Here is a 24921-nt window from a genome sequence, read left to right as displayed (position 1 = left end):
AACGCAAATTTAGCCAGCAGTCATCGGTATGGCAAGCATTCGTTCGGCGGTGGCCACCGTCCGCGCTGGATTGTCCTTGTCAGATATGCACTGCTATAACTTTTTGCCATGGGATTTGATCAGGTCCGTTAGTGCCTCCACGCTAATTATCCAGCTCTCGACGGATTCCTTATCCTCGTGTGGCCTATAAGCATTGGACGAGTCAGTTTGCTCGGTCAATCGCACCTCCTCGGCACCATAAGGTACAAGTGAAATCCTGTGCGACTTTTCAAGATGCGAGCTGCCAGATTCATAATAATAGTTCTTCAGGATCATCTGTCCTTCTACTGGCTCATTGCGCGTAGTCATGATTTTCTCCAATTTCAACGGATTTGTGCTCAGTATCGATTAAGTCCGGCCTCGAGTGGGTTTTCCACGCCACGAGCGCTCGACCGCCCATATAACTTCTAGAACATCAGGTGTTAGAAGCTGCCGCTGAGCTACATCTTTGAAGCTAATCGTTCTCTTTGTCGGATCGCCTTCTATTGAAAAGATTAAATCCTCTCCAAGAAATTCATATTTCACATGACTTTCGCTCATTTTCTTCTCTCGGGCCTTTAAACGTACATGAGCGTATCACGCTACGGCAGCGGTCATTGGCGCGGCGATGAAGACACATGGCCGACCGCGGTCTTGTGAATCGAGATGATGGCGCGCATCATGGTGAACGATCGTTCACCTTTGTTTCGCCATGCTTCCCGAGTACGCCGAGCTTCACTGCCTCTCCAATTTCAGTTTCCAGCGAGGTGCCTCGCATGCCGAGGAACTCGTGGCGCGCGCCAAGACGCTCGGCTACAGCGCGTTGGCCATCACCGACGAGTGCTCGCTGGCAGGCATCGTACGTGCCCACGTGGCCGCCAAAGAGCACGGGCTGACGTTGATCGTCGGCAGCGAATTCCGGCTCGTCGACGGCCTGCGGTTGGTCTTGCTGGCCCCCGATCGCGAAGCCTACGGCGATCTGTCCGAGCTGATCACATTGGGGCGCCGCCGCGCCGAGAAGGGCGCCTATCGGCTGGAGCGCGCTGACGTTGCCGCACGCTCGTCGAGGCTCCTTGCGCTCTGGGTGCCTGGTCAGGCGATCGACGCGGAGCAAGTTGCCTGGCTGGCCGACCTGTTCCAGGATCGCACCTGGTTGGCGATCGAGCTGTTTCGGGAGTTCGACGACAGATCCATGCTCCAGACGCTGCTGGCCCTCGGCCGGCAGCTTGCTGTGCCATGCGTTGCCGCCGGCGACGTTCATATGCACGTCCGCTCGAGGCGAGCCCTGCAGGACGTTCTGACGGCGGTCCGATGCGGCCGGCCAGTGGCCGAATGCGGCATGGCGCTGTTTCCGAACGGTGAGCGGCACCTTCGCGCCCGGGCCGCCTTGGCATCGCTCTATCCGTCCGCCCTGTTGGCCGAGACCGTGCGCATCGCCGAACGATGCGCCGGCTTTTCGCTCGACAGCTTGCGCTACGAGTACGCCGACGAGCTCGTGCCGCCTGGGCAAACGCCAGCGACCCACCTGGCGGCCCTGACCGATGCCGGCTTGGTGCGGCGCTATCCGAGAGGCGTGCCCTACGCCGTTCGCGAACGTGTCGCCCGAGAGCTGGCATTGATCGGCAAGCTGCAGTACGAGCCCTTCTTCCTGACCGTGCATGACATCGTGGCCTTCGCGCGCAGCCAAGGCATCCTGTGCCAGGGCCGCGGCTCGGCCGCCAACTCAGCCGTGTGCTACGCGCTCGGCATCACCGAAGTCGATCCGGAGCGGGGCCACTTGCTCTTCGAGCGCTTCATCTCGGAGGAACGGAACGAACCGCCGGACATTGACGTCGACTTCGAGCACGAGCGTCGGGAGGAGGTGATTCAGTACCTCTACCGCAAGTACGGCCGCGATCGGGCCGCGCTGGCCGCGACCGTCATTTCCTACCGGACGAAGAGCGCGCTGCGCGACGTAGGTCGTGCGCTGGGCTTCGATGAGCAGCAGCTCGACCGGCTCGTCGACACGCTGGCCTGGTGGGACAGCCAGGACGAGTTGCCCAAGCGTCTGCAGGAGGCAGGGTTCAGTGACAGTCTGCAGGTCCGGCAACTGGTCCAGCTGGTGAAGCAGCTACGGCGCTTCCCTCGTCACCTATCCCAGCATGTCGGGGGGTTCGTCATCTCCCGCGGCCCGCTCGGCCGCCTCGTGCCGATCGAAAACGCCTCCATGGCGGAGCGCACGGTCATCCAATGGGACAAGGACGATCTGGACGCGATGGGCCTGCTCAAGGTCGACGTCCTGGCGCTGGGCATGCTGACAGCCATCCGGCGTGCCTTGGATCTCGTGTCGGCCTGCCGAGGCCAGCCCCTGGCCTTTGCGGATATTCCGCCCGAGGATCCGGCCGTGTACGACATGATCTGCAGGGCCGATACGATCGGGGTGTTCCAGATTGAATCGCGTGCCCAGATGTCGATGCTGCCCCGCCTGCGGCCGCGCAGCTTCTACGACTTGGTGATCGAGATCGCGTTGGTGAGGCCGGGGCCGATCGTGGGCGACATGGTCCATCCCTATCTGCGCCGGCGGCGCGGCGAAGAGCCCGTCGATTACCCCAGCGCCGAGGCGAAAGCGGTGCTCGAGCGGACCTTGGGCGTACCGATCTTCCAGGAGCAGGTCATGGCGCTGGCGGTGGTCGGCGCTGGCTTTACACCAGGTGAGGCCGACGAGCTACGCCGCTCCATGGCGAGCTGGCGACGGAGTGGCAAGCTCGAGCGCTATCGGGAACGACTCGAGAGTGGCTTGCTGGCCAACGGCTATCCCGAGGCGTTCGCGAAGCGGATCCTGCAGCAGATCGAGGGCTTCTCCGAATACGGCTTTCCAGAATCGCATTCTTCCTCCTTCGCGATCCTGGTCTATGCCTCCGCTTGGCTCAAGCACCACCATCCAGCCGCCTTTACCTGTGCGCTGTTGAACAGCCAGCCGATGGGCTTCTATTCCGCCTCGCAGCTGGTCCAGGACGCCCAGCGGCACGGCGTCGAGGTGCGCGCCGTCGACGTTCAGCGCAGCCATTGGGCATGTACCTTGGAACCCACGACGCAGGGGCCGCCGGCCATTCGGCTGGGTTTCTGCATGGTCAGCGGATTTGCGCAGGCCTGCGCCGATCGAGTGGTGTCGCAACGCCCACCCCAGGGATACGTCGACCTCAGCCAGTTGCAGCGACGGGCGAGCCTGGATCTGCGTGCGATGCAGCAGCTGGCGCGCGCCGATGCGCTGGCGGGCATGAGCGGGCATCGCCGCCAGGCGCTATGGGCGACCGAAGGCATCGATGGGCGAGCGGACTTGGTGCAGGGGCATGACGACCTGGCCGTGCCGGCGGCGCTGCAAGCGCCGAGCCTGGGTCACGACATTGCCGCGGACTATGGGAGCACCGGCCTGAGCTTGAGAGCGCACCCCGTCGCCCTGCTCAGGGACTCCCTGCGAAAGGAGCGACTGCTGACCGCCGAAGAGATCCGGAACGGCCAGCCGAACCAGCCTGCTCGAGCGTGCGGTATCGTCGTGACGCGGCAACGCCCGGGTACGGCGAGCGGCGTGACCTTCGTGACCCTCGAGGACGAAACCGGAAACGTCAATGTGGTGGTGTGGCAGGATCTCGCGGAGCGGCAGCGGAAGGAACTGCTGGGGGCGCGGCTGCTGGCCGTCTACGGGGTCATTCAGCGTGACGGAGACGTCGTGCACTTGCTGGCCAAGCGCCTTGTCGACAAGACGGACCGTCTCGGAAGTCTGATCACCGAGAGTAGGGATTTTCGATGACATAGCAGCAGTGCCGCCGCTGATCGTGGAGGGGTGGAGGACAACTTCGACCTTGATAGACTTGACGCCCAGACAGACTATCCAGATGGTAGGAGGAGTGATGCAGATCGCCGAACAGTATCAATTCATAGAAGCAGTTGAGCGCGAGTTTGCAAGGAAGAGAGCAAGCTTACTTGAAGACTACAAATTACTGGGTAGACCTGTCTTAATTTGGCAGGGCGCACCAATTGAGAAGACTTTCCCTAATGCTTCGCTCACTATTGCGAAGACTGCGTTTGACAGGGGGGCGGAAATCCCCGCGAAACCTATTGGCGTGGGTTTGCGACCAGATATGAGGTTGTGGAGGTATTTGATGGGTTTGCCTCATCAAAGCCCAATGACGAAGCCGGCTGGGTATCTGAACTGCATTGTGACGGACATCTAATAACCAGCCTTTGGGATTTCCCAAAAGATGCAAGGGGGGGTGAGGGAGGTGCACTTTATGATTTCCACGGAGAGGCATTTGGGCACTTTATAACGTTGGCGGAGGCTGTATATAAATCCATGGATTATGCAGGGGATATTTTCGCCACTTGTACATTGATTGCTGCAAATGAGCTGCCGTTGGCGCGGAAATGGGGTGGGTCTGGAAACTATATAGCCTCGTCCCAAGTGTCTATGCGCCCAGTTCTTCGCTGGCCGGTTCACCAGGTCAATGAAAGGACTTCATGGGGGATGTTGGGTTGAGTATGTCCGAGCAATTCTCAAGACTGTATGCTTAACGTCAATTCTGGAGGTGTCATGAAGCTTCATATCGAAACTGCGGATGGAAAAAGGTTGGTTTACACCGTTCGCGTGATAGCGGGCATGCCGCCCGGTAATATGGAGGCGGCTTATGAAATACTTGATGACGAGGGCCGACCGCAGCATTGTTCTGTGGAGATGGAAGTGGATCGGCATAAGACTATAGAGGTATTCGATTGCATTGAGGTCGTCCAAGGCGATGCATATGCGTTTAATTGGCTGCAAAGAAAGCGCGGCATGCGACTTGGCCAATTGGTTCAGCGCTGATGTGCGGCAGTCTTCTGGTTCGAGGCTGCTTGGATCAGTGCACATGCTGCGTCCTAGTGCGCGAATTTAACCGGCTTGTGATTGATTTAATCCGCACTTCTTCAATGCAGTATTCAGCTGCTCTTGTGCGATGGCGAACGACACGTCGATGTCGTAATATGGTTTCTGAAGTCCGAGTACGCGATCGTATTCACTATAAATTCGAGCCATGCCAGACTTTTGGCTTGCGATGGCCATTCCACTGGCAACCGTTGTCGCCAACTGCGCCTGCCCATCGCGGCGATAGAATGTTGCAGGGCAGGTCTTATGTGTCGCCAACCAATAGTTGGCAGCATAGCTGACTGACGGCTGCATCGAATCTATAAGCGGGCGGCTATTCGCGGGGTGCCGAACCACGACGCCGGCGAACCAGTGCAGAATCAGCGCAAATAGCACTGTCATCACTACGCTAGTGAGAATGGCCGAATCCGCCTCCTTCTGGGCTGTGGCGCTCTCCTGGAGAAAGTAGTTGTAGTCTACATATACAGGTGCATCGAGAAATTCGTTCGCCCGTACGTAGGATTCTGCCATCCTATTTTGGGCGTTGGTTCGCATCAAAAGACCAATAATCACGCCAATGATTATGGACCATAGCATGATGGTCCAAATATCGATTGAATAAAATATGACGATCATGGCCATCTCATTTCTTATGCGGTTGCAAATGAAACGCGACGGGCATCGTGAATCCGGCCGATTGGGCGGTTTTGAGCAAGCTGTCAGCCGACAAGAATGCTCTTTCCTCACCGTCACCTTTGCATAATATCTGGCCATACAGATGGTCGGTATGCTCAACCTGTAGCAACCAGCCCTCATCCATCGGCACAGGAACCGCTCTGGCCGATTGGACCGAGCCTGTTCTGACCAGGCTTTTTAAACGATCAAGCGTGAGGGGCTTCATTGCATTCTCCAATGCGAGTTCATGAAGGGCGGACGCGACCGCTATCGCGATGAAATCCGCTCCCCTGATGGCCTGGAGTGGAGACGCTGCATGGTCGAAACCACCATGCGCTTGAGCAATTGCCGGACGCGTCCAGACTGCGCGAGGAGAACGCCTCCGCTCCATAAGAAGACGCAGCGGGGGAGGCAATCTTGAGCGTACTCTTGCTCAGGATGGAAATGCAAGCGTGAGTTTGCACCGTTGTCATCGTTCCCATCGGAATTAGAAGAGGTCCATTGCAGCCAATTCTTTGGCGACATCGGCCGGAGAAATGATTTCCGTGGCCACCTGCTTTTTATGCTTGAGCAATTCCCACAGCATGCCGTCGATGCTGTCCTCCACAAGCGGGATTTTCACGATGACCAGGCGCTGCTGTCCCAGGCGATAGGCACGGTCTTCCGCTTGTTCCAGTAATGCCGGCGTCCAGGGCAGGGAGGCGAACATGACGTAGTTGGCGGCGGTTAGCGTGATGCCTACGCCGGCTGCGCGGGTTGTCCCAATGAATACCCGGGTTTCGGGATCTTGTTGGAAGGTATCGACCGCCTTTTGGCGCTTGGTGGTGAGGTCGCTACCCGTCAGCGTCACCGATTTCCATCCGAGAGCGTCCAGGCGCGACTTGAGCAAGGCGATCGTCTTTCGGAATTCGGTGAAGATGATCACCTTGTCGTCGCCCTGCAGCGCGCCGACCAGCTCGACGATGGTGTCGATCTTCGCCTCCTCCAGCACGCTGCGTAGCCGGCTGATCTTCTCGAGGCCAGAGGTGGCAGGATCCCGCAGCGCGGCGTTGTAGCCGTCGCGGAACGCGTCGTCGCCCTGCATCACCTGCACCTGGCGGCGCTTGCCTTTGAGGTGCTTCAACACCATGTCCTTGCTGCGCCGGAGCATCCATTCGCTTAGACGCTGGTTCAGCGCGACCCGGAACGCGGCGTCGCCGGCGAACTGCTTTTCGAATTCCCCGAGCGGCATATTTCCGATGGTGTGCCCCGACAGGCGCAGCAGCGTATGGATCTCGCATTCGCGATTGAGGATCGGCGTCCCGGACAGCAGGTAGCGGTGCGGGATCTGCGCGGCCACGTCGAACGCTACGCGTGTCCGCTGGGTGTGCGGCTCCTTCAACTCGTGGGCCTCATCCGTGATCATCACCGTGCAGTTGCCTGCATGCTTGACCAGCTGGTCCAGTCGTTCGTAGTTGGTAACGATCCAGCGTGCATTGCGGTGGTAGCACTGGCGCGCGATAGTCGCGGCCGGCGCGATCGTGTGTATTTCCCGCTCCCAGTTGAGGATCAGGCTGGCCGGGCAGGCGACCAGGATCTGTTCCCCCTCGGCGGCGACCATGTCGGCCGCGACGGCGGCCTGGCGGCTCTTGCCGAGACCCATGTCGTCGGCCAGCAGGGAGCTGTTCTGCCGCACCAGGTGCAACACGCCTTCGCGCTGATACTCGAGCAGGTCATACCGCCCGAGCCGCTGCTTGAGCGTATCGACGTCTACGGTCGTCGCAGTCTGTGCCGAGGTGATCGCTAGGTAGATCTGGTTCTCGCCGTCATCGCCGGCCCGCGGCGCGCCAGTGCCGCCTTCTGGAGGCGGGCCGGCGACCTGCAGTCTGATGTCGTTGCCGCGGATGCCGACGAATGCGCCGTCGACCACGCTGTACTCGCCGGCGAAGATCTCGACCTGGTGCTCCTCGAGGCGTAGCGCTTGGCAGAGGTTGTGACGTACCGCGGCAGGGGTGGCGCGAGGAAGATGCCAAGCCGGAATGAGTGGCAGGAAGCGACCGCCCATGCTCTTGGCCAAGGCCACCACGCCAGGATGGTAGGACCCTGCTATGGCGACCGCTTCGACGCCCATCGGGTAGAGCCGGATCTGTAGGTCCTTGCTGAACAGTCTCGGGTCTGGCTGGCTGCGGGCGGCGCCGATCATTTGCCGTGCCGTGGCGAGGTCAAGCTGACAGCGTTCGCCGGCGATCGCCTCCAGCGCGCTAAATAGTACGTCGAGGCGCTCGTCAACGACCTGGTGGGGAACTCGCCAGTAACCTCGACAGGGATGCCCCTGCGCAGAGATATACCAACCGCGTATATCGGGCCGGCGCATCACGGGCGCGTAGCTTGAACCTTCGAGATAGGAGAGGCGGAAGCCGAAATCCCACCCGTCGTACACAGCGTGACGCAGGAGTGGCGGCACCTGGGTCATGGCCTGGACGGGCGTTCGATTTCAGGTGCGACGGACCACCGTTCGACCTTCTGTACGTCATGTGGGCAGTCGAGGTGAGCCAGGACTCGCCGGATGATCTCGACGTCAAATTGATTCACGTAGCACGGAACACGTCCGCGGAAGGCGCATTCGACCAGTACGATCGTCAATGCGCCGAGCACCATTGCCTGCAGCCAGCCGGGCGCCAGCAGGTCCAACACTACGCCGCGCCACTCGGTAGGGGGAACGACCTGCGAGAGCCCGAAGCAGGCCCAGAACCACAACAACGGTGCGGTCACTATGAATTGGATGAGCACCCAGTTCATTGCTTTGAGTATGTTGAGGAACTGAACGTAGTAAGTGGCCGCGTTGCGGTATACCTCGGTCCGGATGGTTAAGTACCGCGACTCCGCAATCTGCCCCACGTCGACATTGTCGAGCCGCACGCGCAAGAATTGATTGTCCATCTATGCCTCCAAAATGATTGCCTGGCACTACTGCTGTGCGCCCGGTCGTGTTTGAAACCCGCCTTCCTCGAATTCGTCGTCGAAGTCCGCGCCGTGATCGCCGATTGCGACGCTTCCGTCGTCCGCGTCGTATCTCCACCGAACGCCGGCATCGGCGCAGTAGTCGGCGTCGCCTTTCAGTAGCTGCTCCACGAAAGTGCGACACGTGCTGTCCAGCGTCGGAAGCCAGTTCGTGGCCAATTCACTGTATCGCTGGGAATAGAGCTCGTAGTACTGGCCACTGGCGTCGTAGGCCTCTTGCCCGAAGGCCGCGAGCTGAGCCTTCAGTTCGGCCTCTGTGGTTGGATGCAGCTCCACTTGGCTTTGGTCAGCATTCGTACGTTCCCGAACATGGCGATAGAGCAGCGGCAAGCTCGGGCCATACAGCTCCAGCAATGTCGGTGGATCGCACCGCTTGCCTGCCTTGTCGCGCAGAGCAAGTAACCAGACTGCCTGCTCTGCGAGCTCGAGCAGGCCGGCAGCGTCCATCTCGTAGCCGAGGCGTTGGTAGAGCTGGATCCGCGCGCACAGTACTGCGATGCCGAAGATGTCCTGGGGAATGCGGCCACCCGTCGAGATGAGGCTCACGAGGCGTCCTCTTGCAGGGCGGTGACACATACCCGCATGACGGGTGGCGGCTGGTCATCGGGTAGTGCCGCGGACGGCATGCCGAACAAGCTGCCCTGGGCATAGTGGATGCCCATGGTGCCGAGGTGGATTGCTTTCCGTGGGGAATCGACGAACTCGGCGATCAAGCGCCCACCGAATCCGGCGACCAAGTCGACCGCGCGCCGAAGCTCTTCGCTGCCGTGGCCACGTACTGACCGCTCGAGCAGCGAGCCATCGATTTTCAGGAAGTCGGGCTGGATCCGGCGCACGAGCGGCTCGGTGAAGCAGCCGCGCCCGAAGTCGTCGAGCGCCACCGAGATGTGGCGACCACGCACGATCTCGAGGAAATCGAGCAGCAGCCCCAAATCTTGTATCGGTTGCTGCTCAGTGATTTCGATCGTCAACCTGCAGGCGAGGGTCGCTTCGACGTCGAGCTGCTCGAGCAGCTGCTGGGTCGCTGTCTCGATCGTGACGGGCGACAGATTGATCGCGACATGGGCGGCGTGTATGCGCGCCGTTTCCAGGACCTGGGACGCAATCGAGAGATCGAGCGCGGGGATGAAGCGGAAGCGTTCGGCCAGCTCGATCAGCGGGCCGTGCGCCACGCCGGAGGTGTCCAGTGCGACCCGGGCCAGTGCCTCGTAGTGCAGCGGCTCGCCGGTGCGGAGATCGACAATCGGCTGGTAGACGGGATAGAGCAGGGGGACCATGGCGCCTCACCTCATAGCCAGTGCATGAAGCGACAGGCTGGGAACCCGTCGCAGCCGAGGAAGGCCTTGCCGTCCTGGCGGCCGTCGCGTTTCACCAGCTTGCCGGTACGGCATGTCGGGCATGCGTCCCCGGCGTGCCGTGCGGGGCCAGTCCTGTCGCTGCGGGGCTGTCGTTCGCCTGGTACGCCGCCGGCGTCCGGCAACGTTGCCTTGCAGGCCGGATAGGCCGAGCATCCCCAGAACCATTCGTCGCCCTTGCCGCGTATCTTGTTCAGCGCTTTACCGCAGGTCGGACACGGATGATCCGACGCGATGACGCGTGCAGAACCGCTCGGCAACTGGGTGAGCTCCTGCTCCAGCGCTTCATGGAAGCGTCGCACCACGTCCTGCAGGGGAATCTGCCCTTCGGCGATCCGGTCCAAGTCCAGTTCCATCTGCTGGGTGAACGCCAGTTGGGAGAAGGCAAACCGGCCGTCGAGCAGATCGAAAACTTGTTCGCCGAGCTTGGTCGGCGCGAATTTCTTCTTCTTGCCGAGTGAAACGTACTCGCGCGCCAGGATGACTTTGATGATGCTGGCGTAGGTGCCCGGCCGCCCGATGCCGTGTTCCTCGAGCGCCTTCACCAGGCTGCTCTCGTCGTACTGCGGGGGCGGTTTGGTCTGGTGGCGAGTGCCATACAGCTTGTCGACCGGTACGGCTTCACCTGATGCCAGCAACGGGAGCTTCGATACCTTCGTCGTCTCCTCGTCGTCCTGATCGTCGTACACGGTCAGGAAGCCCGGGAAAGTAGGTACGGAGCCCGTCGTTCGGAACACGCCGGCGCCGGCAGAAATGTCGATGGTCGTCGTATCGAAGCGCGCCGGCGCCATCTGGCATGCCAGCGTGCGCTTCCAGATCAAGGTGTAGAGCGCGAGTTCGTCCGACGACAGGTACGGCGCCACCGCCTCCGGAGTGCGGAGAATCGAAGTCGGCCTGCAGGCCTCGTGTGCTTCCTGCGCGTTGGCAGTCTTGCTCTTGTAGACCTGCGGTTGCGCTGGCAGATAGGCTGGAGCGTAGTGGTCGCCGATGTAGGCCCGAATCTCCGTCAGCGCTTCGACGGATAGCGCGCAGGCATCGGTGCGCATATAGGTGATCAAGCCAACCTGTTGGCCGTCGATGTCCACGCCTTCATACAGGTGCTGGGCAATCTTCATGACCTGGTCGGTGGTCAGCCCGGCCTTGCGGACCCCGTCCTGTTGCAAGGATGAGGTCGTGAAAGGGGCTGCCGGATACCGCAGCGTCGGCTTGCATTCCACCTTTGCGACCGTGGCTGAAGCATTCGCGAGTTCCGCCAGGATCTCGTTCTGCCGCGCTTCGTCCGGAATGTCGAACTGCTCCAGTATGCGTCCCTGGAATTGGACCAGCTTCGCGGTGTACTTCTGGTCACCCTTGTGCGAATCGAGGCTGATGGACCAGTAGGCGCGCGTCTGGAAGGCGCGGATCTCCCGCTCACGCTCGACAATCAAGCGAAGGGTGGGTGATTGCACCCGGCCGGCCGACAGCCCCTTGCGGCCGGCGAGCTCGGAGATGCGACCGGACACCAGGTAGCCCGCCAGGCGATCGAGCATGCGTCGGGCCTCCTGGGCGGCTACCAGGCGGACGTTGACCCGGCCAGGTGCCGCGATGGCAGCCTGGACGGCCGCTTTGCTCACCTCCTGATATTTGACCCGCGGCGCCTGCTTGAGGCCGAGCTGGCGCTGCAGATGCCATGCGATTGCTTCGCCTTCACGATCCGGGTCGGTGGCCAAGTACACCACCGTCGCCTGCTTTGCCAGTTTCGCGATCTCGGCCATGCGCCCCTTCTTTTCGGGATCGAGCACATAGGTGGGGCGGTACTCGGGCGGTGCGAAGCCGAGCTCGCGATCCGGCAGGTCGCAGAAATGGCCTATGCTGGCGACGACTTTCCATTCGCCGCCCAGCATGGCTCCGATACTCTTCGCCTTGTGAGGCGACTCGACGATCAGCAGCTTCACCGCTGTCCTCCTGGTGTGGATGGGCAGCGTGCAGCCTGCCCGGGGACAGCAGTTCAGCCGTTGGACGTATCGGTGTTGTCGGGCCGATCGGCCCTGGGCTTCCAGGTGATGGACTCGATGCGGGACATCGAAATGAAGACGTCGTCGGCTTCCAGCGTCAGGCCACGTTGTTCGGCGCCGTTCTCATCCTGCCACCTGTCTTGCACCAGGTTGCCTTCGACGCGGACACGGCTCCCTTTCTCCAGGAGCTTGGCCGCGCGCTCGGCGCGTGGTCCCCAGAACCCGACACGAACCCAGAAGCCCTTGTCGGTCTGCTCGAGTTCGCCACCGGCGGTCCGCTTGTAGTCGTCGCAGTAGACGGAGAAATTGAGGACGGCACGGCTTTCGCCGTTTACCGGGACATAACGCAGCTCGGGGGCCTTGCCGATATTGCCGGTGCCGAAAAAGATATTGGACATGCCGATCTCCAGAATGGGTTGGGATCGGGCAAACAAGCAAGTGGGGCAGAGGGCGCGCCGATTATGAATTGCTGGCGCTTGAGATGACTTGATTCTAATCGTGGGCGCTGAAAAAAACAAAACCCGGACGAGTCCGGGTCTTGATTTTCACCGACGGGATGAGCACCGCCGGCTGCGTCGCTCTCCGTGGCAGCTTCGAGCGTCGACTTGGCTGGAATCCAAGTTGTCCACATGTGTGGACACGGGACAAATTCTACCAGTAGACATCGTTGCTCGCGCAATCGCACCTGACGAACGGCGGCGATCGATTACCGTTTCAGCGCGACCACATTGCATCCGTCAGCTGCACCAGCACGCCCCTCGATCATTTCGAGTTGATTCAGGGGTACTTCGACCTCACGGCTGACATGGGTCGTGCCCGCACTCGATTTCAGCCAGCTTTCCTCGTCATCCGGCGCCTCGTCGATCGGCTCATCCCATTTCACCAATCGATGTGCACCACGCACTTCGGTGACGGTAACAAAGCCATGCACCTGGTGAAAGGCCATATCGCCGGGTGGGCATTTCATTCCCGACACCGGGAAGGCAATGACATGTTGGGACACATTTACCTCGATTCGATTAATTGTCGAGCCAGCGCGCCAGCCATCTCGACAAGCTGCTCAGGCCGCGTTCATGAGGCGACGCCAACTGCGTACCCATGAAAAACTTCCACGCCGCGATCATGGAGCAAACCAGAAGGATTGCAATGCCGGTAAGTTCGGACGGATGCACCAAGCGGTGAAAGAATACAGCGTCGACCAATTGGCGAGTAACCGCACCAAATAGGCTACCGGTATTGGCGGCAGCTTCGTTGGCCAGTCCGTTGAACCACCAAGGAAGCAACACGTAGAAGATCCAGAAGCACACGAGCCCAAACCATAACGCGCCCTCTGGACCGCGCCGATTCGCGATGTATGCGGCGTCGGCAACCACAGAACCAAACGAATCACGTCGACCCCGCCTGTAGCCCACGATTCCCTCCTGCCGATATTCGAGTGTCCTCATGTGAGGACAACACCACTTGGCCGAAACATCTCACACCAAATCAAGCGGCAATCTTCTTCGGGCGCCCGCCTAGCTTTCCATTCTGCCGGGCCGCGGCGGACTTTGCGTCACTGGAGGCTTTGCCGCCAGCCTTGCCCATTTCAGCGGCTATCCAGCGCTTCGACCCGAAGAATCCTTCCAGCAAGGCCGGAATGTAGAGGTCGGCATCGATACGCGGGAAGTGTACGCCCAAGCCCGACGGCGTGATCTCCGCATCCAGCAAGTCGTCGGGACGAGCATGCTCGAGTCCTTGTGCCTGCTTGGGGGAGAACGAGAGCTCCAAACCCGATGCCAAGCCAATCACCACACGGGATACACGGCGATCGTAACGAACGGATACCGCCGGGGGAAAGGCTGCCTTTTTCTGCGCAGCACGTCGATTCGCCGCCTCGAATTCCTCGTCAGTAAGTTCCATGTATCCGTCTCCATTCACCGCAAGCATGGACCAAGTCCACCGCCAGCCCATCCAGGATTTTCACCACATCACCACGCGAGAAGCCATGGTTTTCCCGTAGCTCCGGCGGCCCTTCCGGACAGTGCAGGTTGAACACTGCCTCGCAACCGTTCCCGATCACATGGACGTGGGCAGGACGATGGTCGTTTGGGTAGATGACGACGCGCAAGCCGAAAATCTTCAGTACAGTTGGCATTGTAGCAAAACCTAACGGCTTGGGTTTCTGAGATTGAGGGTTGATATTGGCGCCCCAACGTTACCTTGGGGCATCACCGTACGAGGTGAGCGATGTCCGCATGTGCGGACAACCGTCAATGCTGGGACTGCGCCTCACCAGCCTGCGTGGATCGCAGCGTTGCGCCTGGTCGACGTTATGAGACGACACCGCAGCTTGGGAGGTTTGCCGAGGGGTATATGGAGTTCTGGGGCGGCATTTGCCAGACTCGCACGGAGTGCGCCATGACCACCCAAGAACTCATTGACCTTGTAAAGGCAGTTGCTCCCGCCGTTGAAGCCATCGCGAGAGCGATCGGCACCGTAGTTGTAGTCTGGATCGGTGCAAAGAAGAACGAAGTCCGTAAGAACCGGCATGGGCGTTCCTCTGGCACCAAGTCGCGAACCTGACGCGACAGCGCCGCTATCCATTCGGTTCTCGGATGGCGGCGCCCCAAATTCGGTGATGGTTCTACTCTGCAGACTGGCCGCCCACCGATGGCGGCAGCTTTGCAGCGGCACGTTGAATGCGACGTGCCGCCTTGCGTGGGCTGTCGCAGATTTCACGCCACCGTTCCTCGCTGTGCCACCATTCAATTACCTTCGCGGCTGCATCAAGCGTCGCAGCTGATACCACCGCATGTACTTCAATGGACACCTCTTGCCACCAAGCCTCGCCATTGCCGTCCTGAGCAGGCTCGATGGCTTGACGATAAATCTGCTTCACTTGGTCTAGTGTTAGAAGTGTCATGTATGGCTCCCGTCGTTGCGGAAAGCACGAGCCATCGCGCTTTCCTTCTTTCCGATGCGCCATGCCGGTCGTCCTCATATGCGGACAGTGACGCCGGCCTTCTCGTCTTGCGCTAGCTCTCATTTGCCGTGCGCGCTGCTCGCTTCCCGCCTGCACCAGGCCCCTTACTGAGCGAGTTGTACGTCTCCCCACGATGTACCTTGCCCAACCGGTCCGTGGCTGCGACAACAGCCCTGAGCGTCGACTGCAGCGCGACCAGCTCCTCCAGTTCGGTGTTGTAGGCGCTCAGCAGCCCCAGGACGTGCGGCGCCAGCGTCCGGTCGTGCTGGATGTCGTGCCAGACCACCGACCGGCCGCCGTGCAGCCAGCGCACCACGAAATAGCGTGCGCCGTCCTTGGTGCGGGCATCGAGCTTGATCTGGTAGGGCAGGTGGCGCGCGGTCTTGGCCGCGTCGGCCACCAGGGCGCGTGCAGTCTCCAGCACTGCGTGGCACATGGACCGGGCAACCCGCCCGGTCGCCTCGGCCCCCTTACCCTTAAAGGCCCTTTGATCAATAACTAATTGATGGCTTTTCAAACTCATGCCGAACCCCGCAAGGCTGCGCCAGGTACCCGCCGATCAAAGCAACTGCTCTGCGGCAGATTCCAGCGCGACAGGATCGGCTGGACCATCTTCCACACGTCCCAGTTGTTCCAGGTCCACGCTTTCCAGCACCCGTCGCTCCTCGGCGCTCAGCGCATGCTGCCGATGGTGCTTCGGCACGCGCTTCTGCTGAAACACGTCGGGCGGCAGCTCGCCGAGCAGTTCCTGGGCACCGGCCACTCGCGCCTTGGCGGACGCATCGCTGGACAACCAGTCGTTTCGTGACAGTGTCACGAGGCGTTCGTTGAGCAGGATGCGTTGGCCGCGTACGACGGCCGCAAAGATCCTTCGCGCTTCCTGCCGCAAGTCCCGGATCAGCTGGGCCTCGGCATTGGTCGACAGCAACGCCTTCATGGCGAGGGTGCGAATGTGGCGGGTGGCCCAGTCGAAGTCCGCGATGATGAACGCGATCTCGTAGCCGTACGGCGAGCGAAAGCCGAGATGCAGGCTTTGCGGTTGGGTGGACACCGCGACCTTGATCACGAAGCCCCGGTTCGCTTGCTCCTGGAGCCTGTCGGCCAGCGCGTTGGAGCCGTCGCGCAGCTTCTTGCGCAGGGCCTCCGCTTGCTCCATGAACTGGATCAGCAGCCAGTCTGCGTACGGGTTGTTCCGGCTGGAGAGGTTCCACAACGCGAGCAAGGCTGCCGCAGCCTTCCGGCCGCCCACGATCGGGAAGCCGCCGCGGCCATCAGGCGAGCGACCGCGCCCCATGAAGAGGCGGTAGGCGTCCCGCGTGTGGAGCAGGAGCGCATCGTCGCCATCGGCCTCCAGCCGGCCGATCTGGCGCAGTTTGCTGGCCTCTTGATCGGACACCAGCGGGTCGGCGCCTTGACGCGCGCCGTGGTGTGCAACCGCCGAGTCGAGCGCGCTGCGCCGCAGGTCGTATTCGTTTAGGCGTGTGTACAGGGGGTGCACCGGTGAGACGTCGTCATCGATACCCAGGAGGTTGGCCTCCGTGAGTGCGCGTTCCTCTCCGTGGATGTCGTAGCCATCCGGGAATGGCGAGTTCGAAGTGCGCATCGCGCCGATTTTTTCGGCGCGCATCCAGTCAGTGTTCCAAGGCAAAGTCGTCATGTCGTATTCCATAACCATGAGCGTCCACATATGCGGACATCAGGCCCCGACGAGGGGCGGCCTTGGGCAAGCAAGCAAAGCTGCGGCAGGTCATGGCCTGTCGCTTGTATTGAGGCAGTGTCATGCGGCCGACGATGTGGACCAGCGCGCGAAGCAAGCCTGCTGCTGGTCGCTCAGCGCGTCGGCCGGCCGGTGGTCTTGTTGCAGGTACATCATTTCCGCGAATAGCGTGCCCAGCGTCGACGCGTCCGTACTGAGCACACCGTCGATGGGCATTTCGACGGCCATGCATTGCCGCAGGGCGCGTTGCACTTCGGCGAAGCTCGGCATCTCGCATCCTCCGTTCTGTCCGCACATGCGGACATTCATTGCTCGCCAGCTGACGTGGGCGAGGCACCTCGCAGCGCCGCCTGCTGACGCCACAGCTGCGGCTTGTCGGTCCGCAGGATCGGGTAAAGCACCGGGAAGGGAGTGAGTGCCGGACGGTGTGCTTCCATCTCGTCCGGGCCAGGAGGCAGCGGGCGAGGAGCGTGGTCTCGTCGAGCAGTCTCTGGAGCCCCCTCGCGTCGATCAGCAATCCTTCCGGGCTTCGCGGGTTCTCATTGGGCTGGCTCACGACGACTCCCAGCGTCTTCAGCGCCTGGATGATTCCCCGCACGGACTCGGGGCCATTCGCGACACCGGCCAGAATCGTCGTCCACTCGCGGAGCGGTAGGGCGACTGGTGTGTGGAGCGCGCCGCGCTGTAGCAGCTTGAGCACCATGATGGCCCGGGATCGTTCGCTCAGCGCCACGACCAGGTGATACCAGCCCGCTGGCGAGAGGTTTTCAACCCCGGCATCGAGATCGAACTCCATATTCACCGCGCCTGCGCCGAGCGTCGCGCCAGGCGTACGCGCAGCAAGGCCGGTGGTCCAATACGCATGCAGGACGGCGAAACACTCTTCCTGGTATAGCGTGAGGCGCTCCCGGAGATCGTCTCGCACCTTTGTTGGGTTGAGCGAGAACAGCCACCCATTGAGTTTGCGGAGGGGAATACAGAGCACTTGCTGCAAACCGCCTGGTGTCTGCAAAGGGAGGGTGATATCACCCCACCCTAATCCGTCTCGAAACTTTGCTCTTTGGGAACGCCAGTCGATCCCAATGGCTTCAACGATTGGTTTCATCGCGACATATGCAACCCCGTCGACTCGAACGGTCAATAACGCCGCGCCTTGAAACATTACCTTCTCTGCTGTAAGGACGTCGCTCATCTTTCCTCCTGGCTAGGTTGTGCCCGCATGGCCTAGCGAATGTGCCACTAAATTAAATGTCCATAGAACTGGACAGTGCTTAATTATTTCTCGCTAAATCTTGTGTCCACATATGCGGACAGACACATGCGCAGAGATCTCGATCGTTTCAGTAGCCATGGCTGCTTCCTTTTTGTCCGCATATGAGGACAGCCTCTTATATGTAGACGCGCTCAAGTACTAGGAGGCCTCCTTTGGTAATTCCGCATCGACGCCAGCTGGCCTTGAGAAAGCAAAATCCAGGATTCGCTGAGGTGACCTTTTCGCGATTGACGTAGGTGTAATGCCGGCAATCAGGCCATAGAACATCAGCAATTGAGTCCGCCTGGCGAATGAGGTCCGAACCGGTTCCGACATGTTGTCTCCGCTTCAAATGCCACGGCGTCGTACGTCGGCGACGGCCTCACTTGCGCATCTGGACGATGCGTTGAAACGTCGCTGGCCTTGAGCACCATTGTGGTTTCCTTACTGTCCACATATGCGGACATCCCGCCGGGCGTTTGGAGAGGTATGTACATATGTGCATACCTTTGTTCGTCTCGAATTCGTTGCACCTGACGTGCCCACTTAATACCCAACGCCTTAACGATCGGTTTCATCGCGACATATACGGTCTCGTCGATTTGAACGGTCAGCAGCGCCGCCCCTTGAAACATGACCGTCTCCGCGGTCAGAGCGTCGTTCATATGTCCCCTCCCTCTTTGTCATGTCCGCACATGCGGACAAGCCGAAGCATCGCGTGCGGCCGCCTATCGGCTATTCAAGTAAGTGAACGGCACGCCTTCAGCCTGGTGCCTATCCAGCGAGGAGGCCGGTAGCGAATACAGGCGCCGGTGGATTGCGATTGCTCTTTCGTACTGATCCATGTCCATGACGAACATTCTTGCCATCTCCAATTCGGACCGTAGAAATCGACGGCGCATTAAAATGACCTTGCCTCGATATTCATCGAGGGATGGACAACTGTTGCACAACCGTGCGAGTTCATCTTCGTCCTGGAGCGACAGCCACCGTTCCTGCTTACGGATTACGCCCGTCTCCGACAGGCATATCAGGCAAATCAAGCACAACACCAGTAGTGCGAAGAAAACCTTGGTGACGGTCGAAGAAAACGCACCAAGCGAACCTGCGACAAAGATCAGTTCGGAAATATATCCGCAGCCGCTGATTGAATCGGAGCTACAAGCGAGTTCGCCGACGACGGCAAGCAGCAGAATAGACGCCACCAGAATCTGGATCAGTAGAAAGGCCACGACTAGCAGTATCGGGAATAAATAGGTCGGGCCTAGGCGGCTGACAAGCGCGTCGGCAGCCTGTACGCCTACCGGCTCGGGCAAAACTGGTGGCTTTGGCGCATACCATGGAATGTCGATCTTTTCATTGGTCATTTGTTATCTCCAGCTTGTCCGCATATGTGGACAACGCACTACCGAATCGGTTTGCATCCACAATCGTGACCGTCAATTCAGTTCGGCCTGCAACCACGCAGGTGGCGTGGCGCGGTGGAAGCGAACGGATTTCCAGTAGCTGCGTGCCTTCGCGCGCACTGCTTCTCGGTGGTAGCGCCATCCGGTGGTGGAAATACGGCGATCGAGCTCCTTGCAATCGCCCCACTTGCAAAGCGTCGTTGTCGAGACGCCGGCCTCATAGGCTGCGTCGCTCAAGCTGAGCCAGTCCTCAGACAGCTGGTCTCGGTATGTTGGGGCCGCCAGCGCTTGTCGTAGTCGTTCCAACATCGGCGCGGTGACATAGAGGCGACGTCGATCCCACTTCGCCTTGGCGATCTTGATGGTGCCGTCATCGCGGCGCGCTTTGATCCATTCCACTGTTGTGCCGAGTTCCGCTGCGGCCTCCTCGAGTGTGTAGCCTGCTCGGGACTCGAGTCGCTTGATGACCGCCTGGATGGTCACCAGCGGGATCCCCTCAGCTTTGCGCCAATTCACGCCGTCGACGAGAACGCGAAATCGCTCGATGGTGACGCCGATTCGTTGTGCCGCTTGCTCTTCGGTAAACCCGATCCGCTCCCGAAGCTGGCCACATTGATGGCGCGCCACGTATACGACGCCGCGGGCTGCACCCGCTGTCCCGACTTTTGACGGCAGTACACCTTGCGCGATGAAGCCGCGTAGCTCTGCATCTGCGAACAAGTACTGCTTGCATGCAGTCTCGACGGAAATCCAGGATTCATCGCTCTCCCCATTCGGACATTTTCTGGATATCCACTTGGTGGCGTCGGTTCGGCTCACATATTGCTCGCCCGACTCCACGCTCACGGAGAGCATGCCGCAGTCCACTGCGCGGTGAACGCGTTCGATGTCGCAGGCTGCCTGCAGCGCCACTTCGGCAAGCGTCAAACCAGGGTCCCACGGTCGGGTCAGATGGCGTTTCGCGCCGTGGGCCAGGGCGGGTAGTGCTTGAGATAATCATCGAAGGATCGTGGTACTCCTACTTCGCCCCAGATTTCGATGCAGGTCTTACATGTAGGCGGATGCTTGCGTTCTTCCCAGAGTTGAAAGGTCTTCCTGAGGTTGTCGATCAACGGCTTGCCGTGCCAAGGCATTGGTCGGCCGGCGCGCCGAGCAGCCACGAGCTCGACAGCGAGCTTTTCGTCGATGTACCAGGTGCCAAACTGCGTGGACGGTCCTTTGGCGCCATAGGTGTTGCAGCGTATGGCGGTCGGGACATATCCCATGCGTGCGTATTCGGATAGCTTGTCGCTCCTGATCGCCAGCGGCGTGCGAAGGGTACTCAATCGCACGTACCCCTGGGGCGGTAGCGTCCGCTTGGCCTTCCAGCGTTCCCAGATGTCGAAAGGCACTACCCGCCGCGGTCCGATGTTGATTGTGGATAGCTGACCACTTCTGATCGCCTGCTGAACGACCGAAAGCGCTCCAACGTCGCGGCCGGCATCGGCGGTGGTCAATCCGCCGAGTACGTCCTTGCTTTGGAGCCCAATCCGCCCGATCTGATTCTGGACCGCGGTGGGCGTACGCTCCGCTTCGGGGTCGTTGGTTCGTGTACGCAGTCGGCTCGTCAGTACTTTGGCGATGTCCGCGACACCCAATTGCCCCACCAGGCCCGCCAACAGGGCGAGCTCTGGCGGTTGCCATTCATATGTGCCGCGCCGCTGGTATCTGAATGGCATTGGCCATTCATCATCAGTGGGCTGGCGTCCGTGCCAAAGCGTGAAGAGCTCAGCGAACCTCTTCGTGGTCCGGAGCTGGGTGCAAGCCCCGGTGCTGCGGACGCGTTCAATTTCTTGAACTGATTGTCCTAGGACCGCCGCGAGGTCGTATGCCCATGCCTTCCATCCGTGGGTAATTACAAACTGCTCCCAGCTGGCCATGTCGTCGGTATGCAGTTCATTCGTCACTGACGTAGCTCCAGCTCGTCCTGCAGCGCAGTCATGCCGGACCTCATCTGCTGGACCGACAGCCCGGCTACCGCGCCAAGCAGATTGATCACGGGATCGGTCAGGGCGGCCAGCCGTTCCGCAGGAATGTCGGCCATCGCCTGATTCCATTGGCGGAACGTTGTGGGCAATGCTCGCTTTACTGCCTTTGCCTTTGGTGCAACCCGCCGCAGCGCTTCCGACATCGGCATTCGAACCTTCTCGACGCCGCGGCGGCTGAAGCAGAAGAACTCCCCAGGTGCGAGCGCATTCAAGTCGTTGAATTCGATCTTTGACGCACGGAACTGTGGAGCCAGCGCCGCCCACGCTGTCGGATCTTCCTGGCAGCCGATCAGGGTCAAATTCTTGTTGCTGAAGATCGAGCGGTGCAGGGTTCCGGTGTAGCGCAGCGCGGTAATGAACAAGTCCAGTGCACGCTTTCGGCCCCGGCCGGCAAATTCGTTGATGATGTCGGCGGCTTCGCCAATGTCGTTCGCGCGTTGCCTGGTTGCACTGAACAACTGTCCTTCATCAATTACCACAAGGATCGGCTTGCGATATTCGTCGGCGACCTCGAGGATGGCGCGCCCGTACGGAATGAACTCGGTGGCATCTTGAGCACAGACCACGATGATCGACTGATCGCGCTGGACCAGGCGATCGCGAAGGTCGGCGGCGTGGGCGACGGCATCGCCGTACATCGATTCCATTTCGCTTTCCGGATCGATCAGTACGCAGACCCAACCTTGCTTGGCGAGCTGCTCGGCGGTTACGAGTCCGGCGTTGGTCTTCCCATTTCCCCTGGGGCCGACCGCGACGGCGAGCAATCCCGTTGTGGCGTATTCCGACAAATCGATCGGCTGCCCGCCGTAGTTGAGGGTAGCGCCGAGCATTTCATTGCGTTGGATCACGGCGCGCTTCATTCCCGATCTCCCTTTGTTTGAAGGATGATGTCTTTCAGGCCCAGGACCTGTTTGGGGTTGAGAGAAAACACCACGGCAAAGTCGTTGATGACCTGCTCGTCGATGACATCGAGCACGCCGCTTCGCGATGCTTGGGCGAGGAGCTTCCGCAGGCTGGCCCAGTCATGTCCGCCCGCTGGAACGGACAATCCTGCGTTGCCGATTGCCGCATGTAGTTGGTCCATGCTGTACGGCGATGCATCTGGCCCAAGGTCGCAGGCAAGGCGCTCGTTGAGAATGCTCAGCAACTGCTGCGCCGGCATGTAGCCGTGGACCTTGCTGACGAGCGCCTTCTCCGCGGGGGTGAAATCACGGGCAGCTTTCGGTTGCGATGTGCTCGACGTGCTTGCTCTTGACGCGATTCCGCTGGGCGACTGCACGCCAAGCCGGCGGGCTTCCGGGCGTGCTTTGCATGAGCAGCACAGCTCGAGCACCAAGTCGTCATCCTCGCTGGCATCGAGGCGGCATCGGCACAGGCGGCATTTCTCTAGTACTTGCGCATCCATGATTTCCTCCAAGATTCGTCTAGTGGTCCGGCAGGTCGCCCCAGGCGCCGTGCGCCGCGCTCTCAAAGCGGGACCAGTGCCCTGGAACACCAACTTGACCACTCCTGTAGGACCGTTCCGGTGCTTGCCGACGATCACTTCGGCCAGTCCCTTGTCGGGAGAATCGCGGTTGTAGTACTCGTCGCGGTACAGGAACATGATCAGGTCGGCGTCCTGTTCGATGGCACCGGACTCGCGCAAGTCGGACATCATGGGACGCTTGTCTGCGCGCTGTTCGACGGCCCGGGAGAGCTGGGACAACGCGATCACGGGCACCCGCAATTCCTTGGCCAGGCCCTTGAGCGAACGCGAGATTTCGCCCACTTCGGTGGCCCGGTTCTGGTCCTTGCCCGAGCCCGACATCAGCTGGATGTAGTCGATCACGATCAGACCGAGCTGGCCGTCGAACTGGCGTGCCAGCCGCCGTGCGCGCGCGCGTAGTTCCAGCGCGGTCAGGCCTGGCGTCTCGTCGATGAAGATATTGGCCTCGCTGAGCTTGCCGGCGGCGTAGGTCAGCTTCTGCCAGTCGTCGTCCTCGAGCCGGCCGGTCTTGACCTTGTGCTGGTCGAGCCGGCCGACCGAACCGATCATCCGCATCGCCAGCTGGGCGCCGCCCATTTCCATGGAGAAGATCGCCACCGGCTTGCCGGCTTCGATCGCCACGTTCTCGGCGATATTGACGCTGAAGGCCGTTTTCCCCATCGACGGGCGTCCCGCTACGATGATCAGGTCGCCCGGCTGCAGGCCCGAGGTCTTGCTGTCCAGGTCTGTGAAGCCAGTCGGGATGCCGGTGACCTCATCCGGGTTGTCGCGGCTGTAGAGCGTGTCGATGCGGGTGACCACCTCCTTGAGGAGTTCCTGCATGCCCAGGAAGCCCTGTTTTCCCCGCGCCGACTGCTCCGCGATCTCGAAGACCTTGCGTTCGGCCTCGTCGAGCAGCTGGCCGGCATCCCGGCCGGCCGGGTTGTAGGCCGCCTCGGAGATCTCGGCGCCGATGACGGCCAACTGGCGCATGATCGAGCGTTCTCGCACGATCTCGCCGTAGCGCTTGATGTTGGCCGAGCTCGGTACGTTCTGCGCCAGGTGGGCCAGGTACGTCATGCCACCGACGTAGGACAGCTGATTCGCGTTGTCGAGCGACTCGGCCACCGTCACGGCGTCGGCCGGCCGGCCGGTTTCTACCAGCCGGGCGATGTGCTGGAAGATGACACGATGGTCGCCGCGATAGAAATCGACCTCCTTGACCACATCCGCGATCCGATCCCACGCCGTGTTGTCGATCAGGAGTCCACCGAGCACGGATTGCTCGGCCTCGACCGACTGCGGCGGTGTTCGAATCATGGGTGCGCTTTGGCTACTGCGATGCGCGGCGTCAGCGGCCTCAGTGACAAAGCGGTCCCCTCCAGATCGGCCTCCAGCTCGTCAAAGGTGCCGCCGAAATCCTCATCCATGATGGCGCTCCTGGTCGTTCTGCCGTGTCAGCGCGGCGCGCCGTGCAGTGGTGCCGTGTGATCGGATTGCAGCGATGTCGGGCCAGTACTGGAGCTCCGCTGCCTTCGCTCCCGCACTGCTTGCTGCAGTGCAGGGGAAGGGCGTCCAGCCATGCACCGGCTTGTGAACGGGATTGGTCAGGGCTTTGCGAGGGGCTGTTGCCTTCTGCAGCGCTGCTCGCTTCCAGTGTTCGTGCTGCTTGGCTCGGTCGGCCGCATTGCGCTGCGCCTGCTGACGCTGCTCGAGCACCAGGTCCGCACCATTGGGCGAGAACGTGCCGTTGCGCACACAGCTGAGCAGCGTTCTAGCCAGGCCGACAGGGCTTTTGATGGACTTGGTGCGGTTGATGAACGTCATTTCATCCAGCACGGCCTGGAAGGCGGCGTGCGGCAGTCCGCGCGCGAGATCGTGCACTGCGTTGCGTGCAGATCGGTGCTCCTGCCGGTGCGCCAGGCACGGCGGCCAGACCAAGCTGTTCAGGTCGATGGGTTGCGGGCGCGTCGACGCGAGTTGAATCGGGGTTTCGTTGTTTGCCAGCACCGCCACGGCGCGCTCGCGCGCCTGTTCAGTGTCACTGTCGGTGGTTGTTGTCTTTGATGGTTCTACGGAGACAAAAAGCTGTTCTCTGTATAGGTCCCGCGGAATTGTCGAAACTGGGGGATTGTCCGCAGGCCTGTCCTCAGCGTGACTGCCTGCGGACACCT

The 24921-nt window shown here is 60.8% G+C and carries 28 protein-coding genes and 2 pseudogenes; 4 read left to right on the top strand and 26 right to left on the bottom strand.

Features of this window, described 5'->3' with window-relative positions; all coding sequences use genetic code 11:
* Positions 1-93: 93 nt before the first annotated feature.
* Entirely contained in the window at positions 94-348 is a 255-nt protein-coding gene (locus tag H9L41_RS16680; RefSeq protein WP_157461830.1) for a hypothetical protein, read from the bottom strand.
* Positions 349-730: 382 nt separating this feature from the next.
* Between H9L41_RS16680 and H9L41_RS16675 the strand changes: the two genes are divergently transcribed.
* From H9L41_RS16675 to H9L41_RS16665, 3 genes are all read left to right on the top strand, one after another.
* Complete coding sequence (locus H9L41_RS16675; protein ID WP_034605910.1) at positions 731-3805, top strand: error-prone DNA polymerase; 3075 nt, start codon at positions 731-733, stop codon at positions 3803-3805.
* A gap of 100 nt (positions 3806-3905) precedes the next feature.
* On the top strand, positions 3906-4229 hold the full coding sequence (locus H9L41_RS16670; RefSeq protein WP_187523492.1) for a hypothetical protein: 324 nt from the start codon (positions 3906-3908) through the stop codon (positions 4227-4229).
* A gap of 356 nt (positions 4230-4585) precedes the next feature.
* Positions 4586-4855: a hypothetical protein gene (locus H9L41_RS16665; protein ID WP_157461828.1), complete on the top strand. Its 270-nt coding sequence runs from the start codon at positions 4586-4588 to the stop codon at positions 4853-4855.
* A 66-nt stretch (positions 4856-4921) separates the two neighbouring features.
* Here H9L41_RS16665 and H9L41_RS16660 read toward each other — a convergent pair whose 3' ends face one another.
* The 12 genes from H9L41_RS16660 to H9L41_RS26270 all read right to left on the bottom strand — a co-directional run bounded on the left by H9L41_RS16660 (position 4922) and on the right by H9L41_RS26270 (position 14052).
* Positions 4922-5536, bottom strand: a complete 615-nt coding sequence (locus tag H9L41_RS16660; RefSeq protein WP_028444754.1) for a hypothetical protein — start codon at positions 5534-5536, stop codon at positions 4922-4924.
* A gap of 1 nt (position 5537) precedes the next feature.
* A complete protein-coding gene (locus H9L41_RS16655; RefSeq protein ID WP_157461827.1) occupies positions 5538-5795 on the bottom strand; it encodes a hypothetical protein in 258 nt (85 codons plus the stop codon).
* A gap of 261 nt (positions 5796-6056) precedes the next feature.
* On the bottom strand, positions 6057-8021 hold the full coding sequence (locus H9L41_RS16650) for a DEAD/DEAH box helicase (protein ID WP_028444753.1): 1965 nt from the start codon (positions 8019-8021) through the stop codon (positions 6057-6059).
* Positions 8018-8488, bottom strand: coding sequence for a hypothetical protein (locus H9L41_RS16645; RefSeq protein WP_028444752.1), 471 nt, complete (start codon positions 8486-8488; stop codon positions 8018-8020). The genes H9L41_RS16650 and H9L41_RS16645 overlap by 4 nt, the downstream gene beginning before the upstream one ends.
* Before the next feature lie 27 nt (positions 8489-8515).
* Entirely contained in the window at positions 8516-9115 is a 600-nt protein-coding gene (locus tag H9L41_RS16640; protein WP_028444751.1) for a hypothetical protein, read from the bottom strand.
* Entirely contained in the window at positions 9112-9846 is a 735-nt protein-coding gene (locus H9L41_RS16635) for an EAL domain-containing protein (protein WP_051318691.1), read from the bottom strand. Before H9L41_RS16635 ends, H9L41_RS16640 begins: the two co-directional genes overlap by 4 nt.
* 11 nt (positions 9847-9857) lie before the next feature.
* Entirely contained in the window at positions 9858-11858 is a 2001-nt protein-coding gene (topA, locus tag H9L41_RS16630) for a type I DNA topoisomerase (RefSeq protein ID WP_051318690.1), read from the bottom strand.
* A gap of 53 nt (positions 11859-11911) precedes the next feature.
* Positions 11912-12316 (bottom strand): single-stranded DNA-binding protein, encoded by a 405-nt coding sequence (gene ssb / locus H9L41_RS16625; RefSeq protein WP_028444750.1) that lies wholly within the window; start codon positions 12314-12316, stop codon positions 11912-11914.
* Between the two features lie 308 nt (positions 12317-12624).
* Entirely contained in the window at positions 12625-12921 is a 297-nt protein-coding gene (locus tag H9L41_RS16620) for a hypothetical protein (RefSeq protein WP_157461826.1), read from the bottom strand.
* Positions 12922-12937: 16 nt separating this feature from the next.
* Entirely contained in the window at positions 12938-13363 is a 426-nt protein-coding gene (locus H9L41_RS16615; RefSeq protein WP_157461824.1) for a hypothetical protein, read from the bottom strand.
* Positions 13364-13403: 40 nt separating this feature from the next.
* Complete coding sequence (locus H9L41_RS16610) at positions 13404-13817, bottom strand: DUF2442 domain-containing protein (protein WP_028444749.1); 414 nt, start codon at positions 13815-13817, stop codon at positions 13404-13406.
* Positions 13804-14052, bottom strand: a complete 249-nt coding sequence (locus H9L41_RS26270; RefSeq protein ID WP_084299786.1) for a DUF4160 domain-containing protein — start codon at positions 14050-14052, stop codon at positions 13804-13806. Before H9L41_RS26270 ends, H9L41_RS16610 begins: the two co-directional genes overlap by 14 nt.
* A gap of 263 nt (positions 14053-14315) precedes the next feature.
* On the opposite strand from H9L41_RS26270, the gene H9L41_RS16600 reads away from it, so the two are divergent.
* Positions 14316-14480: a hypothetical protein gene (locus H9L41_RS16600; protein WP_157461823.1), complete on the top strand. Its 165-nt coding sequence runs from the start codon at positions 14316-14318 to the stop codon at positions 14478-14480.
* 61 nt (positions 14481-14541) lie between these two features.
* On the opposite strand, the gene H9L41_RS16595 is transcribed toward H9L41_RS16600, so the two are convergent.
* The 13 genes and pseudogenes from H9L41_RS16595 to H9L41_RS16545 all read right to left on the bottom strand — a co-directional run bounded on the left by H9L41_RS16595 (position 14542) and on the right by H9L41_RS16545 (position 24763).
* On the bottom strand, positions 14542-14796 hold the full coding sequence (locus H9L41_RS16595) for a hypothetical protein (protein ID WP_265583822.1): 255 nt from the start codon (positions 14794-14796) through the stop codon (positions 14542-14544).
* 136 nt (positions 14797-14932) lie between these two features.
* On the bottom strand, positions 14933-15403 hold the full coding sequence (locus tag H9L41_RS16590) for a hypothetical protein (protein ID WP_028444748.1): 471 nt from the start codon (positions 15401-15403) through the stop codon (positions 14933-14935).
* Between the two features lie 36 nt (positions 15404-15439).
* On the bottom strand, positions 15440-16549 hold the full coding sequence (locus H9L41_RS16585) for a PFL_4669 family integrating conjugative element protein (protein WP_169730132.1): 1110 nt from the start codon (positions 16547-16549) through the stop codon (positions 15440-15442).
* A gap of 108 nt (positions 16550-16657) precedes the next feature.
* Positions 16658-16867, bottom strand: coding sequence for a hypothetical protein (locus tag H9L41_RS25070; RefSeq protein ID WP_028444747.1), 210 nt, complete (start codon positions 16865-16867; stop codon positions 16658-16660).
* A 628-nt stretch (positions 16868-17495) separates the two neighbouring features.
* Positions 17496-17759: pseudogene (locus H9L41_RS26265) on the bottom strand (phage antirepressor N-terminal domain-containing protein); the annotation flags it as partial.
* 377 nt (positions 17760-18136) lie between these two features.
* Positions 18137-18514 (bottom strand): phage antirepressor N-terminal domain-containing protein, encoded by a 378-nt coding sequence (locus H9L41_RS16575; RefSeq protein WP_084299780.1) that lies wholly within the window; start codon positions 18512-18514, stop codon positions 18137-18139.
* 63 nt (positions 18515-18577) lie between these two features.
* Positions 18578-19216 (bottom strand): hypothetical protein, encoded by a 639-nt coding sequence (locus H9L41_RS16570; protein ID WP_028444745.1) that lies wholly within the window; start codon positions 19214-19216, stop codon positions 18578-18580.
* Positions 19217-19288: 72 nt separating this feature from the next.
* Positions 19289-20182: a hypothetical protein gene (locus tag H9L41_RS16565; RefSeq protein WP_187523490.1), complete on the bottom strand. Its 894-nt coding sequence runs from the start codon at positions 20180-20182 to the stop codon at positions 19289-19291.
* A 20-nt stretch (positions 20183-20202) separates the two neighbouring features.
* Positions 20203-21201, bottom strand: coding sequence for a hypothetical protein (locus H9L41_RS16560; RefSeq protein WP_187523489.1), 999 nt, complete (start codon positions 21199-21201; stop codon positions 20203-20205).
* Entirely contained in the window at positions 21198-22142 is a 945-nt protein-coding gene (locus H9L41_RS16555; RefSeq protein WP_028444743.1) for a hypothetical protein, read from the bottom strand. The genes H9L41_RS16560 and H9L41_RS16555 overlap by 4 nt, the downstream gene beginning before the upstream one ends.
* Positions 22139-22687 carry a hypothetical protein gene (locus H9L41_RS25835; protein WP_157461820.1) on the bottom strand — a complete coding sequence of 183 codons (549 nt, stop codon included), beginning with the start codon at positions 22685-22687 and terminating at the stop codon, positions 22139-22141. Before H9L41_RS25835 ends, H9L41_RS16555 begins: the two co-directional genes overlap by 4 nt.
* 19 nt (positions 22688-22706) lie before the next feature.
* Positions 22707-24067: pseudogene (gene dnaB / locus H9L41_RS16550) on the bottom strand (replicative DNA helicase).
* A gap of 102 nt (positions 24068-24169) precedes the next feature.
* Entirely contained in the window at positions 24170-24763 is a 594-nt protein-coding gene (locus tag H9L41_RS16545) for a hypothetical protein (RefSeq protein ID WP_187523487.1), read from the bottom strand.
* Between the last annotated feature and the right edge of the window lie 158 nt (positions 24764-24921).

Source organism: Chitinimonas koreensis (assembly GCF_014353015.1).
GTDB lineage: Bacteria > Pseudomonadota > Gammaproteobacteria > Burkholderiales > Chitinimonadaceae > Chitinimonas > Chitinimonas koreensis.
The sequence above is the reverse complement of the archived record's forward strand: the minus strand, read 5'-3'. Positions and strand labels throughout refer to the sequence as shown.

What these genes read in the sequence shown, in the direction of transcription:
- H9L41_RS16610 (WP_028444749.1), bottom strand. Translation starts at nt 13,817, where the DNA reads ATGGAACTTACTGACGAGGAATTCGAGGCGGCGAATCGACGTGCTGCG.
- H9L41_RS16665 (WP_157461828.1), top strand. Translation starts at nt 4,586, where the DNA reads ATGAAGCTTCATATCGAAACTGCGGATGGAAAAAGGTTGGTTTACACC.
- H9L41_RS26270 (WP_084299786.1), bottom strand. Translation starts at nt 14,052, where the DNA reads ATGCCAACTGTACTGAAGATTTTCGGCTTGCGCGTCGTCATCTACCCA.
- H9L41_RS16635 (WP_051318691.1), bottom strand. Translation starts at nt 9,846, where the DNA reads ATGGTCCCCCTGCTCTATCCCGTCTACCAGCCGATTGTCGATCTCCGC.
- H9L41_RS16600 (WP_157461823.1), top strand. Translation starts at nt 14,316, where the DNA reads ATGACCACCCAAGAACTCATTGACCTTGTAAAGGCAGTTGCTCCCGCC.
- H9L41_RS16660 (WP_028444754.1), bottom strand. Translation starts at nt 5,536, where the DNA reads ATGGCCATGATCGTCATATTTTATTCAATCGATATTTGGACCATCATG.
- H9L41_RS16670 (WP_187523492.1), top strand. Translation starts at nt 3,906, where the DNA reads ATGCAGATCGCCGAACAGTATCAATTCATAGAAGCAGTTGAGCGCGAG.
- H9L41_RS16590 (WP_028444748.1), bottom strand. Translation starts at nt 15,403, where the DNA reads ATGAGTTTGAAAAGCCATCAATTAGTTATTGATCAAAGGGCCTTTAAG.
- ssb (WP_028444750.1), bottom strand. Translation starts at nt 12,316, where the DNA reads ATGTCCAATATCTTTTTCGGCACCGGCAATATCGGCAAGGCCCCCGAG.
- H9L41_RS25835 (WP_157461820.1), bottom strand. Translation starts at nt 22,687, where the DNA reads ATGGATGCGCAAGTACTAGAGAAATGCCGCCTGTGCCGATGCCGCCTC.
- H9L41_RS16655 (WP_157461827.1), bottom strand. Translation starts at nt 5,795, where the DNA reads ATGAAGCCCCTCACGCTTGATCGTTTAAAAAGCCTGGTCAGAACAGGC.
- H9L41_RS16555 (WP_028444743.1), bottom strand. Translation starts at nt 22,142, where the DNA reads ATGAAGCGCGCCGTGATCCAACGCAATGAAATGCTCGGCGCTACCCTC.
- H9L41_RS16575 (WP_084299780.1), bottom strand. Translation starts at nt 18,514, where the DNA reads ATGAACGACGCTCTGACCGCGGAGACGGTCATGTTTCAAGGGGCGGCG.
- H9L41_RS16585 (WP_169730132.1), bottom strand. Translation starts at nt 16,549, where the DNA reads ATGGAATACGACATGACGACTTTGCCTTGGAACACTGACTGGATGCGC.
- H9L41_RS16615 (WP_157461824.1), bottom strand. Translation starts at nt 13,363, where the DNA reads ATGAGGACACTCGAATATCGGCAGGAGGGAATCGTGGGCTACAGGCGG.
- H9L41_RS16645 (WP_028444752.1), bottom strand. Translation starts at nt 8,488, where the DNA reads ATGGACAATCAATTCTTGCGCGTGCGGCTCGACAATGTCGACGTGGGG.
- H9L41_RS16680 (WP_157461830.1), bottom strand. Translation starts at nt 348, where the DNA reads ATGACTACGCGCAATGAGCCAGTAGAAGGACAGATGATCCTGAAGAAC.
- H9L41_RS16570 (WP_028444745.1), bottom strand. Translation starts at nt 19,216, where the DNA reads ATGACCAATGAAAAGATCGACATTCCATGGTATGCGCCAAAGCCACCA.
- H9L41_RS25070 (WP_028444747.1), bottom strand. Translation starts at nt 16,867, where the DNA reads ATGCCGAGCTTCGCCGAAGTGCAACGCGCCCTGCGGCAATGCATGGCC.
- H9L41_RS16675 (WP_034605910.1), top strand. Translation starts at nt 731, where the DNA reads ATGCTTCCCGAGTACGCCGAGCTTCACTGCCTCTCCAATTTCAGTTTC.
- H9L41_RS16650 (WP_028444753.1), bottom strand. Translation starts at nt 8,021, where the DNA reads ATGACCCAGGTGCCGCCACTCCTGCGTCACGCTGTGTACGACGGGTGG.